Source organism: Burkholderia sp. BCC1977 (assembly GCF_905339595.1).
Classification (GTDB): Bacteria; Pseudomonadota; Gammaproteobacteria; order Burkholderiales; family Burkholderiaceae; genus Burkholderia.
This window is the reverse complement of the sequence record NZ_CAJPGQ010000049.1, coordinates 23418-35881: the sequence shown is the minus strand read 5'-3', so window position 1 is coordinate 35881 and position 12464 is coordinate 23418. Positions and strand designations below refer to the sequence as shown.

Sequence of the window (12464 nt, the reverse complement as noted above, 5' to 3'; positions counted from 1 at the left end):
GACAGGCGGCGCTCCAGGAGTGCGCCGCGCGGACCACACCATACCGCGCTTTGCCCGCGGGGCAAAGCGCGGGCGACCGCCCTGGCCGCCACCCGCGCGCTGCGCGCGGCGTGTCAGCTCTGGTCGTCGAGCGCCGCGTCCGGCGCGTTCTGCTTCACCGACGCGATGCCGTTCTCGCGACCGGCTTCGGCCTTGTACAGCTCGCTCGTGCCGATGACCTCGTGATTGCCGGCCTTCAGGTTGAACATGAACTGGCCGTTGCTCGCGGTCTTGCGCTCGTAGCGCGCGTCGTCCGGCGCGTTCTTGCGCACCGACGCGACGCCGTTTTCCGCCGACGCCTTGGTCTTGTACAGCTCGCTGCGCAGAATGATCTCGCCGTTGGCGGCCTTCAGGTGGAACAGGAACTGCCCGTCGCTCGCTTTCTTGATGACGAATTTCGCTGCCATGATGACCCTCTCGGAAAAGTCGTCCGGCCCTCCGGACTGAGGCAGTCTAAACGCGATTGCAACGCAAAACGTAAGACACGCGAAACTCGATCGTCAGAAATCGTCAGACGGCGCTGCGATTGCGCCGCTTCGTCCGGCCCGGCATCCCTCGCGTCGCGCAGGCATCGTCTAGCCGCCCCACCCCGGCGTCGCCGGCATGCGCAAGGTGCCCGCGTCGCTGAAATGCACGGTGCCGAGCACGCCGCCCGCGAGCCGGCCGCGCAGCGCGTACGGCAACTCGCCGCTGGCCGCCGCGCCGGGCAGGTTCCAGGCCTGCCGCGCGGCGGCGAACGCCGATACCGACACGGGCACCTCGATCACGGCCTCGCCAAAGCGCGGCACGACGCCCGAGCGATCGCTGACGCCGCTCGCGAACGGCGTGCCGTTCAGGTCGAGCGCGACCGAAATGCCGTCGTATTCGATCGGCGTGTCATTCGGGTTCTGTACGCGCAGCTTCAGGCTGAAGCGCATCTCGAGGCCCTGTCCCGCCAGCGGGTCGAGCCCGGCGACGGTCACGCTCACGGGCTCGCGCGTCAGGCCCGCGCAACCGCCGAGCACGACGACGGCAGCGAACAGCAGCAGCATGGCGCGCAGCGGCGCGATACGGAACAGGGCTCGTGGCATGGGCTGGCCTCCTTGCGGCAATCGATCGACGGGTCGTCGCTGCATTGTACCGAGCGCGTCACGCCGCACCCTGATTCGTAGTTTTCGCGCACCGCCGAGATAGTTAATAGATTAAAACTACGGAAACAAGTGGCGAAACGTAAAGCGAATTAATGCCGCTCAGAATTCAATTGCACGCGGAAAAATCAATCGAAGCACTTTCTAATTTTTTCGTTTCCTTTACCCAAAACCATCAAGTATATTTACGCATCCTTCGAGCAGGCCGACAAACCTTCAAGCCGCATGACGGCGATTTTACGGAACGGCGACACGCCGTCCTTCCGTCCTGCGGCCTGGTACGGCCAGCCCCGTGGGTCGTCGGTTCAAGGGGAATGCACGCCCGCGCAGGGCGGGCAGCCCCGTGTCGTGCGCGCGAAATCAATTCAGTACAACACGCGCCCGGCCATTTTGAACCGGCAAGTTAACCGATATCCGGAAACACAGAGGGGGCAGTAAACCATGATTACCTTCACGTAGTCGGCCGGCCGTCTTTTCGAATAATCCGTCATTGGCATTTCTCGTCGCTGTTGATTAACGGCGAGGGATTTCTTTTGCCGGCGTTTTCGCAGCACTGAACGATTCTTTCAACAATCGAGGTTTCAGTCATGTCGATCAACATTCACAAGATGCGTTATCTGCCGCTGGTTGCCGCACTCGCGCTCGCCGGGTGCGGCGGCGACGACAGCGGCGTCGGCTCGGCTTCCGCACTCAGTTCCGCCGGCGCGCCGCAGTCGAGCTCGTCGCCCGCCGCCAACACGCCGCCGAGCGCGTCCAACGTCGACAAGAGCGTGTCGCCTGTCGAGCTGCCGGACACCGTGGTACCGGTCAACTACCGCCTGTGGTTCCGCCCGAACGACGCGCTGAACGCGTTCGACGGGCGCGCCGACGTCGAGATCAAGGTGCTGAAGCCGGTCAACAACATCGTGATCGCCGGTCACCGGATCAAGTTCACGAACGGCCGCATCACGCTGCAGCCGGGCAACATCCAGCTGATCGCGACGCCGCAGGACAAGGGCGACTTCTACCAGTTGCGCCCCGTGAGCGGCACGATCTCGCCGGGCAACTATTCGCTGCACATGGAGTGGTCGGGCATCATCAACTTCAAGTCGTACGACGATCCGGCCACGCAGACGGGCGGCAGCTGCGGCGACGATCCGTATCCGGGCTGCTCGGCCGCCGAAGGCGTGTTCCGTGTCGACCTGAAGAGCACCGACGGCACGACGAGCGGCGCAATCCTCACGCAGGGCGAAACCAACCTGTCGCGCCAGTGGTTCCCGGGCTGGGACGAGCCCGCATTCCGGCCGACCTATGAAGTGACGGCCGAAGTGCCGCAGAACTGGCGTGTCGTGTCGAATGCGGCCGAGATACCGTCGACCAACGTCGGCGGTGGCTACAAGCTCGTGCAGTTCGAGAAGACCCCGCCGATGCCGTCGTACCTGCTGTTCTTCGGCGGCGGCATGTTCGACACCTACGAGGACGACTTCTCGAGCCCGCTGCCGGGCGGCAAGGGCGGCCTGCACCTGCGCGTGTTCACGCCGCCGGGCATGAGCGACTGGGCGAAGCCGGCGATGGACCGCACCAAGCAGGCGCTCGACTACTACTACCGCTACACCGGCATCCCGCTGCCGCTGACGAAGTTCGACACGGTGGCCGCGAACGACGCGTTCAAGGAGCAGAAGGACCTGAACTTCGGCGGGATGGAGAACTGGGGGTCGATCCTCGAGTTCGCCGACGACATCCTGCCGCAACCGGGCCAGCCGATGTCGCGCTACGGTAACGAGGTGCTGACGCACGAAGTCGCGCACCAGTGGTTCGGCGACCTCGTCACGGCCGACTGGTGGGACAACGTGTGGCTCAACGAGTCGTTCGCGACGTTCTTCGAGACGAAGACGACGATCCAGTTCTTCCCCGACGAGTTCAGCTGGCTCGACCAGGTAAAGAACAAGTATCGCGTGATCAATCGCGACATCGGCCCGAACGCGTTCCCGGTCGCGCCGAACTTCAACGACTGGGCGTCGAACGACTTCGTGCTGAGCGCGAGCGCGTTCACGTACGACAAGGGCGGCCACGTGCTGAAGACGCTCGAGAACTATCTAGGCGAGCAGACATTGCGCCACGGCCTGCAGCAGTACCTGGTCGACTACTCGTTCGGCAACGGCACGCCGAAGCGCCTGTGGGATGCGCTGTCGAAGGCGAGCGGCCAGCCGGTCGGCCCGATCGGCGACAGCTACGTGCGCCAGACGGGCGTGCCGCTGATCTCGCTCGACACGCAGTGCGACATGACGAAGAACCAGACGGTCGTCACGCTGAAACAGCAGCCGTTCCCGAACAAGAACGCGTATCCGGGCCTGCAGTGGACGGTACCGGTCACGCTCGCGTACGGCCAGGGTCTCGCGAAACACACGACGCTCGCGCTGAAGGATACGCAGACGCAGACGCGGATCGACGGCTGCACGGGCGTGGTCGCGGATCCGAGCGGTCTCGACTACTACGTCGTGAACTACAGCGACGCCGCGTGGAGCGGCCTGCTCACGCAGGTCAACAACTCGACCGATCCGGTGCTGCTCGCGAACCTGAAGAGCGAGGCCGCGCTGCTCGTCTCGAACAACCTCGCGCCGGCTTCGCGTTCGACGTCGATCGGCTCGGTCGCTTCGCCGGCCGCGATGAAGCTGCGCCAGACGCCGAGCTTCGGCGGTATCGCGCCGACGGTGAAGGAACGTCCGTCGCTGCGCTACCAGGGCATGTTCAAGCCGCGCAAGACGCTGGTGCAGTAACGTGGTTCGGCCGGCCGGTGCCGCGCGGTACTCGGCGCCGGCCGGCGTTCAAACCTTCATGTTGTTCGACAGGCCTCGCATGCGGGGCCTGTTTTTTTGTCGCTGCCGCTCACGCGGCACCGGCCGATGCCCGCTAGCGATCGCCGCGCCGGCGAAACGCCCACCACGCGGCCAGCGCGGTAAAGCCCGCGACCAGCAGCACCATCAGCCAGAAACCGTGCTTGTTCTCCGAGAACGGCACGCCGCCGACGTTCATCCCGAAGAAGCCCGCGACGATGTTGATCGGCAGCGCGATCACGGTCACCAGCGTCAGCGTGAACAGCGTCCGGTTGTTCTGTTCGTCGAGCCGCGAGCCGATCTCTTCCTGCAACAGCTTGATCCGCTCGTTGAGCCCCGACAGATCGGCGAGCACCAGCGAGAATTCTTCGGTCGACTCGCGCAGCTCCTGCACGTCTTCGGCATGCAGCCACGCGGGCGGTTTCGCGAGCAGCCGGAAGATCGAGCCGGGCTCGGGCGCCAGCATGCGCTGCAGCCGCGTCAGCGTGCGGCGCATCGCGCCGAGCTCGATGCGATTCGACGTGAGCCGTTGCGACAGGAAGCGATCCTCGATGCGGTCCACGTCGACGCTCGTGCGTCGCATGATCTGGATCAGCAGGTCGGCCTGGTCGTGCAGCAGGTGCACGAGCAGTTCGGCCGGCGACCGGAACCGCTCGCCGTCGCGCACGCAGGCGCGCAGCGTATCGACCGAGCGCAGCGGCTTGAGCCGCGCGGTGACCATGATGCGCCGCTCGACGTGGACGAACAGCGTCGCGATTTCCGACGGCGTCAGCTCGAGGTTGAACATCACGTCGTTGACGATCGCGCGCAGCGCGCCGTCCTCCTGCTCGATGCGCGTCGAGCGCGATCCTTCGTGAAGGAATTCGAAGAAGCTGTCGGGCAATCCGAGGTGCGTGCGCATCCAGCGCTCGCTCGCGCCGTGCGCGAGATTGAAGTGCAGCCAGACGAAATCGTCCGATGGGGACGCCTCGCGCTCGCGGCACGTGCGCAACCATGCGGCGGCCGCGTCGGCGTCGAGCATCGCGCCCGATCCGCCCGGGACGAAGCGGAATCCGCACACCATGCCGGACGTATCGGCGCCGTAAGTCTGTACGATCAGGTCCATCGTGTCGAAGGTCGTGCGGCGCGCGCCGCGCCGCGCATCGCGCATTGCGGCGCCACGCCGGGAAATGAAAGGAAATGTATGCCCGACGCATGCGGCATTTTGGTGACATTGTCACATACGGTCGTCCGGCATTAGCCGGCCCCAAAAACAACGCGCCGCCCGTTGGGCGGCGCATGTGCGATGAGCTGGCCGGCGTGACGCCGGTTACTGCCGCGTCTCCGACTGCGCGGCGGTCGGGCATGCCGGATCCTTGCCCCAGTGGCCGTCGCAGACGCGCCAGCGGCACAGCTGATCTTCGAAGAAGCCGCGCTCCGCGCAATCCTTCACGCGCGATGCGAGCGAACCGCCCGTCGCGGCGGCCGTCTTGGTCGGCACGACCTGCCCCTTCTGCGCGGCGGCCTTCTTGTCGGCCGGCTTCGTGCGAGCGACGAGCGCGGCGAGCAGATCCGCATCCGGGTCGTCCTTCCCGGACGCCTTCGCGCTCGCGGTACGGGGCGTCGCGTCGCGACGCTTCTTCGCCTGCGCGAGTTCCGCCTGCTGTTCCTTGTGATGCTTGCGGGCCTCCGCCTTTGCGTCGGCCTTTGCGGCGGCCTTCGCATCGGTCTTGCTACGCGCGGCGACCTTGTCGCTCTTCGCGACATCGGCCTTCGCTGATTTCGTCGTCTCCGCTGCGGCGGCGGCCGTCGCGGCGACGGCGCCGGCCGTGGCCGCGCCCGATGCATCGTCGGCACCGTTCGCGAGCGCGCGCGACAAGCGGCTGTTGTCCGCACCCGACGCGCCCGATGCGGACGCAACGGTCTGGGAAGCGGCATCTTCGTTGACGATCGTCGCCGGTTGCGCGGCGGGTACAGCCGACGCGGCATTCTGCGCGACCTGCACGGCGGCACCGCTGGCCGGCTCGGCCTTCGCCGCTGCCTGCACGGGCGCGGCGGCCACGACGGCCGGCTCGCCGGATTGCTGCTGCCAGCGCCATGCGCCCCAGCCGCCGACGGCGACCACGAGCGCGACGACGGCCGCGATCGGCCCCTTCAGCGAACGGCGCGGCGGTTCGGCCGGCGGCGTGACACGTCCTTCCAGATTCGCGAGAATGCGCGACTGCTGCGGTCCGCCCCCGCCTGCCGGTTTGGTATCGGACAGCAGGCTGGGCGGGGTTTTCGAATTTGAATTTTCCGGCGCACTCATTCAGCGTCTCATTGAATCCTGGTTTAATTCACCGCGATAATATAGCCCGGCCTCTCAAAGCAGCCTGATTCTAAGAGCAAGCATTGCAAAACACAATCAATTCCAATTTCCGGGGATTTCGTTGATTGCCGTCGCACTCGTCGCCTATTTCGCCCTTGCCGTCGCGGTTGCGGCACTGTTGCTTTTACCGGGTATCCGCGCGACCGTTTTCGAATCCGTCGCCCAGTTTCGCGGCCGCCTGACGCGCCGTGCGAACGATCGCGCCACACGCACGCGAAGTCAAATTGTTAAATCGGCAACCGTTACGCGCGGCGCATTAAGTGATGTGCAAAATTTACTGATTCGGCGGCGCTTGATGATTATGGTGTCGGCAGGTATTCTTGCGACGCCGCCATTGGTGGCCATTGCGTTACGCGGTCGGCAATTGTTTCAGTACGACGACACGGCGCGCGTGCCGGACGAGAAGATCGCCGCGCTGCTGCAGGGCGAACAACTCGTGCCGCCCCCGCCGTTGCCGCCGGAAGTCTTTGCCACGAAGGAAGTCGAACAGGTGCGGCCGGCGCTGAGAGATGCAAGCCGCGACTGGAACCTGCTGGATCCCGATTTCCGTACGCGTTTGCTGCTGGTCTACAAGATCATGCACGAACAATATGGTTACGAGATGGCGCTGCTGGAAGGTTATCGGAGTCCGGAACGACAGAACCGGCTCGCGCAGATGGGCACCAACGTGACCAATGCGGCGGCCTTCCAGAGTTATCACCAGTTCGGGCTCGCGGCCGACAACGCGTTTCTGCGCGACGGCAAGCTGGTCATTTCCGAGAAAGATCCCTGGGCGATGCGCGGCTACCAGTTGTACGGACAGGTTGCCGAGCAGGTCGGCCTGACCTGGGGAGGCCGATGGAAAATGATGGATCTCGGGCACGTGGAATACCATAAACCCGGTTTTAAACTGGGACGCGGCAGCTAGTCAGGGTTGCCGAACAAGAAATAATGAGGGCGGCATGGGGCTTTTTAATCACCCGGCAGGAAACGATTTGGGCGGTGCAATCGATCGGGCATTCCGTTGCACGATTTTTTCCGAGCGCCGCTTCCGTTTTAATTCTCACAGCGTCCTTTCATTATTGCGCGCGCCTTCTCCGATGCCGCGGGCGCATTGATGCCAGCCCCCTTCATCCCGTTTGACAGCATGGCGATACATCGCGGCGCCACGCTTGCCGCTCGGCGCGCCTGCGTCGCCTCACCGAATCGCACCGGAACCTGAACGTCCTATGCAACGCATCCTCAACGTGCTGACTCATCCGCGTACGCTCTCGATTGTCGGGATCGTCGCGCTAGCGGCGATTCTCTTCATCGTTACCGACATGCTGCAGCTGCCGCTTCTGTGGGCGGCGATCGCCTTCGCGGCGATCCTCGTGCTGTTGCTCGGCGTCGCGTTGTGGCGCCGCTGGCGCGTGAAGCGCGCGAACCAGCAGCTCGGCCAGGTGCTGGAAGAACAGGCGGAAACCGGCAAGATCGCCGCGCCGGCCGCGGCCGCGCTCGCGACCGACACGAAGACCGCCGACCTCGACGTGCTGCGCACGCGCCTGTCCGACGCCGTGAAGACGATCAAGACGTCGAAGATCGGCCAGGTGTCCGGCGGCTCCGCGCTGTACGAACTGCCGTGGTACATCGTGATCGGCAACCCCGCTGCCGGCAAAAGCAGCGCCGTGCTGAACTCCGGCCTCCAGTTTCCGTTCGCGGACAAGAACAGCGCCGTGATCCACGGCATCGGCGGCACGCGTAACTGCGACTGGTTCTTCACGACCGAAGGGATCCTGCTCGACACGGCCGGCCGCTACTCGGTGCACGAGGAAGACCGCAGCGAATGGCTCGGCTTTCTCGGCCTGCTGAAGCGCTACCGTCCGAAGGCGCCGATCAACGGCATCATCGTCACCGCCAGCATCGCCGAACTCACCGGCAACCGCCCCGAATTCGCGATCAACCTCGCGAAAAACCTTCGTCAGCGCGTTCAGGAACTGACGGAAAAGCTCGAGGTGTTCGCGCCGGTCTACGTGATGTTCACGAAGGCCGACCTGATCACCGGCTTCACCGAATTCTTCAGCAGCAGCGACAAGCACGAATACGACCGCGTGTGGGGCGCCACCCTGCCCTACGAGCCGGACGACAAGCGTGACGTCGTCGCGCAGTTCGACACGCACTTCGAGGAACTCTATGAAGGGCTGAAGGAGATCAGCGTCGCGCAGCTGTCGCTGTCGCGCGGCAACCAGCTGTCGCCGGGCCAGCTGAGCTTCCCGCTCGAATTCTCGACGATCAAGCCGTCGCTGCGCGCGTTCCTCGCGACGCTGTTTGAGAACAACCCGTTCCAGTACAAGCCGATCTTCCGCGGCTTCTACTTCACCAGCGCGCTGCAGGAAGGCGAAACCAACAGCGCCGCGGCGCAACGCATCGCGCACCGCTTCGGCCTCGACGCGAGCGCGCTGCCCAAGCCGCACAGTGCCTTCTCGAAGAACGGCTTCTTCCTGCGCGACCTGTTCTCGAAGGTGATCTTCGCCGACCGCCAGACCGTGCGCCAGTTCGCGAGCCCGACCAAGACCCGGCTGCGCTACGCGACCTTCTTCGGCTTCGTCGCGGCGCTCGCGCTCGCGCTCGGCGGCTGGACCTGGTCGACGATCGGCAACCAGCAGCTCGTCGCGAACGTGCAGGCCGACCTCGACAACGTCACGCGCCTGCAGCAGGGCCGCAACGACCTGCAGTCGCGCCTGCAGGCGATGGACATTCTGGAAGACCGGATCGAACAGCTCGAACAGTTCCGCCGCGACAAGCCGGTGTCGGTATCGCTCGGCCTGTACCAGGGCGACCGTCTCGAGCAGCACCTGCTGACCGAGTACTACAACGGCGTGCGCCAGATCCTGCTGGCGCCGGTCTCGCAGAACCTCGCGTCGTTCATGAAGGACGTGAACGCGCACCCCGAACAGCTCGTGCCGATGACCCGCCCGCCCGAATCGGGCGCCGTGCAGGGCGGCACGCTGCCGGTCTCGACGAACCCGCCGGGCGCCGCACCGCCGGCCGGCGCCGCGCAAGGCGCATCCGCCGCGACGGCCGCCGCGCCGCAACCGGCGGCGGCACCGCAGGGCGGGCTGTACAGCGACGCGTCGCCGACCAACGTGCAGGACGCGTACAACGCGCTGAAGACCTACCTGATGCTGTCCGACAAGCGTCACGTCGAACAGGCGCACCTGACCGACCAGCTCGCCCGCTTCTGGCGCGGCTGGCTCGAGACGAATCGCGGCAACATGCCGCGCGACGAGATGATCAAGAGCGCCGAGCGCATGATCTCGTTCTATCTCGCCCGCGTGAACGACGACGACTGGCCGATGATCGACGCGAACCTCGCGCTCGTCGACCAGACCCGCGAGAACCTGCGCCGCGTCGTGCGCGGCATGCCGGCCCGCCAGCGCGTCTATGAGGAAATCAAGGCGCGCGCGTCGACCCGCTTCGCGCCGATGACCATCGCGCGCATCGTCGGCGACGGCAACCAGTCGCTCGTGGCGGGCAGCTACGCGATTCCGGGCACGTTCACGCGCGAAGCGTGGTTCGACTACGTGCAGCCGGCGATCCGCGACGCGGCGACCAAGGAACTGCAGGCGAAGGACTGGGTGCTGAACACGTCGACGCAGGACGACCTGACGCTGGAAGGCAGCCCCGAGCAGATCCAGAAGACGCTCGTCGGGATGTACAAGACCGAGTACGCGCAGCACTGGCAGAAATTCATGCAGGGCATCGCGGTGCAAGGCTTCAGCAGCTTCGGCCAGGCCGTCGACGGGATGAACCGCCTCGGCGACCCGCAGGATTCGCCGATCCGCAAGATCCTCGAGACCGCGTACGACCAGACGTCGTGGGACAACCCGTCGCTGGCGAACGTCGCGATCAAGAAGGCGCAGACCGGCGTCGTGAACTGGGTCAAGCAACTGTTCACGCGCTCGCAGGCCGGCCAGGTGGCGGCCGCGAACATCGACATCAACGGCAATCCGGCCGAAGTGCCGATGGGTCCGATCGGCCAGGAGTTCATCGGGCTCGCGCGGATCGTCGCGACGCACGACGGCACGTCGATGCTCAAGGGCTACATGGACTCGCTGTCGAAGGTCCGTACGCGCTTCAACGTGATCAAGAACCAGGGCGACCCCGGCCCCGGCGCGCGCCAGCTGATGCAGCAGACGCTCGACGGCAACGGCTCGGAACTCGCCGATTCGCTGAAGTTCGTCGACGAGCAGATGCTGACCGGCCTCACCGATTCGCAACGCAAGTCGCTGCGTCCGCTGCTGGTGCGGCCGCTGATGCAGGCGTTCTCGGTGGTGATCCAGCCGGCCAGCGCGGAAGTCAACAAGGTATGGAACGCACAGGTCTACCAGCCGTTCCAGAGCTCGCTCGCGACCAAGTACCCGTTCGCGGCGAGCGCGAAGGTCGAGGCCGGCGCCGGTGAAATCGCGCAGGTGTTCGGTCCGGACGGTGCGATCGCGAAGTTCGTCGGCACGACGCTGGGCCCGCTCGCGGTGCGCCGCGGCGACACGCTCGCGGCCCGCACGTGGGGCGACATGGGCATCGGCCTCACGCCCGACTTCACGAACGGCTTCGCGCGCTGGGTCGCCCCGCTCGCCGGCGGCGCCGCGGGCGGCGCGGCCGCGGCGGCCGAACCGCAGACCGTGTTCCAGATCCTGCCGCAGCCGAGCACCGGCACGACGGAATACACGATCGCGATCGACGGCCAGCAACTGCGCTACCGCAACACGCCGCCGCAGTGGACCAACTTCGTGTGGCCGAACCCGCAGGGTTCGCCGGGCGCGACGCTGTCCGCGACGACCTTCGACGGCCGCACGGTGCAGCTCGTCAACGAGCCGGGCCGCTACGGTCTCGAGAAGCTGATCAACTCGGCGCAGCGCAAGCGTCGTCCGGACGGCACCTTCGACCTCACGTGGGTCCAGGGCAGCGTGAACGTGTCGGTGACGATGCGCATCATCAGCACGTCGCAGCCGACGAGCGGCGGCGGCGACCAGCCGCAGCAGCAGAGCCTGCGCGGCCTGCAGCTGCCGTCGTCGGTCGCCGACGCGAGCGCGGGCGCCGCGCAGAACGCGACGCAGGCCGGCACGGGCGCGCCGGCCGCGGCACCGGCCGTCGCGGCCGCCACCGCAACGAACGCACAGGGGGCGCAATGACGCAAACCGTTCAGGCGCAGATCGCCTACTTCGGCAAGATTCCGTCGCGCGGCGACTTCGTGAAGAGCCCGCACAATCCGCAGTTGCTGCAGACGCTCGATCGCTGGATCGCGCAGGCACTCGAACTGCTCGCGGAGGATCCGCGCTGGAAGATCGTCTACGAGGATGCGAAGCCGATGCATTTCGCGTTCCTCGGCTCGCGCAGCAAGCTCGCGATCGCCGGCCACATGGTCGCGAGCCACGACGTGTCGATGCGCCGCTTCCCGTTCCTCGGCGCGACCGCGCTCGAGGTCGACCGGCCGCTCGCGTTCCTCGCGCGCAGCCCGCTCGCGTTCGCGCGGCTGTGGTCGCGCGTCGCCGCGCAGATGCCGCCGCTGCTCGCCAAGGAGGAGCCGCCCGGCGCGCTGCAGGCGCTCGGCGACACGCAGGTGCCGATCGACGTCGGCGGCCCCGGCACGTCGCATGACGGCACCTTCAACGACTTCATCGAACACCAGTCGCTGTACGGCCTGCAGCAGATGCTGCTCGAAAGCGGCCATCCGGTCCGGCTGCGCGGCGCGATGCTCGCGCTCGGCTCGCTGTTGCGGCCCGTGATGCAGAGCGGCTCGTCGCACATCGAGCGCGGCCTCACGCTGCCGCTGCCGGTCGATCCGTTCTATCGCAGCCTCGTCGCCGCGTTCTGGCTCGAACTGATCGCACCGTTCGTCGCGCAGGCCGACTTCGAGCTCGCGATCTTCATCGGCACCATCGCCGAGCGCGAACGGCTGATCATCGGCTTCAACGGCGCGTCGTCGAAGACGCTGCTGAGCGTCGTCGATCCGCAGACCTACGCCGCCCACAACATCGACATCGACGATCCCGAGTGGATCGACGCCCATGCGCAAAACGATCACCAGATCAGCAAGCTCGTCAGCTATCTCGACCAACCGCAACTCTCGCTGCGCGTCGCCATCGATGCCTTCCGCGAAGCGTTCATCGGAGGCTGACG

General features: G+C 66.0%; 8 protein-coding genes. 4 read left to right on the top strand and 4 right to left on the bottom strand.

Annotation, left to right across the window (positions count from 1 at the left end):
- Window positions 1-113: 113 nt before the first annotated feature.
- Together U5771_RS29525 and U5771_RS29520 are read right to left on the bottom strand one after the other, a co-directional pair.
- Window positions 114-446, bottom strand: coding sequence for a YegP family protein (locus U5771_RS29525; RefSeq protein ID WP_322027246.1), 333 nt, complete (start codon window positions 444-446; stop codon window positions 114-116).
- A gap of 168 nt (window positions 447-614) precedes the next feature.
- Window positions 615-1109 carry an LEA type 2 family protein gene (locus U5771_RS29520; protein WP_322027245.1) on the bottom strand — a complete coding sequence of 165 codons (495 nt, stop codon included), beginning with the start codon at window positions 1107-1109 and terminating at the stop codon, window positions 615-617.
- 644 nt (window positions 1110-1753) lie between these two features.
- On the opposite strand from U5771_RS29520, the gene U5771_RS29515 reads away from it, so the two are divergent.
- Window positions 1754-3922 carry a M1 family metallopeptidase gene (locus U5771_RS29515; RefSeq protein ID WP_322027244.1) on the top strand — a complete coding sequence of 723 codons (2169 nt, stop codon included), beginning with the start codon at window positions 1754-1756 and terminating at the stop codon, window positions 3920-3922.
- 133 nt (window positions 3923-4055) lie between these two features.
- Here the strand turns inward: U5771_RS29515 and U5771_RS29510 are convergent, their stop codons facing one another.
- Together U5771_RS29510 and U5771_RS29505 are read right to left on the bottom strand one after the other, a co-directional pair.
- Window positions 4056-5084, bottom strand: a complete 1029-nt coding sequence (locus U5771_RS29510) for a transporter (RefSeq protein WP_322027264.1) — start codon at window positions 5082-5084, stop codon at window positions 4056-4058.
- A gap of 204 nt (window positions 5085-5288) precedes the next feature.
- Window positions 5289-6266, bottom strand: coding sequence for a phage tail protein (locus U5771_RS29505; protein ID WP_322027243.1), 978 nt, complete (start codon window positions 6264-6266; stop codon window positions 5289-5291).
- 121 nt (window positions 6267-6387) lie between these two features.
- On the opposite strand from U5771_RS29505, the gene U5771_RS29500 reads away from it, so the two are divergent.
- The 3 genes from U5771_RS29500 to tagF all read left to right on the top strand — a co-directional run bounded on the left by U5771_RS29500 (window position 6388) and on the right by tagF (window position 12462).
- Entirely contained in the window at window positions 6388-7233 is an 846-nt protein-coding gene (locus U5771_RS29500; protein ID WP_322027242.1) for a M15 family metallopeptidase, read from the top strand.
- Window positions 7234-7534: 301 nt separating this feature from the next.
- Entirely contained in the window at window positions 7535-11476 is a 3942-nt protein-coding gene (tssM, locus tag U5771_RS29495; RefSeq protein ID WP_322027241.1) for a type VI secretion system membrane subunit TssM, read from the top strand.
- Window positions 11473-12462, top strand: coding sequence for a type VI secretion system-associated protein TagF (gene tagF, locus U5771_RS29490; protein WP_057924723.1), 990 nt, complete (start codon window positions 11473-11475; stop codon window positions 12460-12462). The genes tssM and tagF overlap by 4 nt, the downstream gene beginning before the upstream one ends.
- Window positions 12463-12464: the final 2 nt, after the last annotated feature.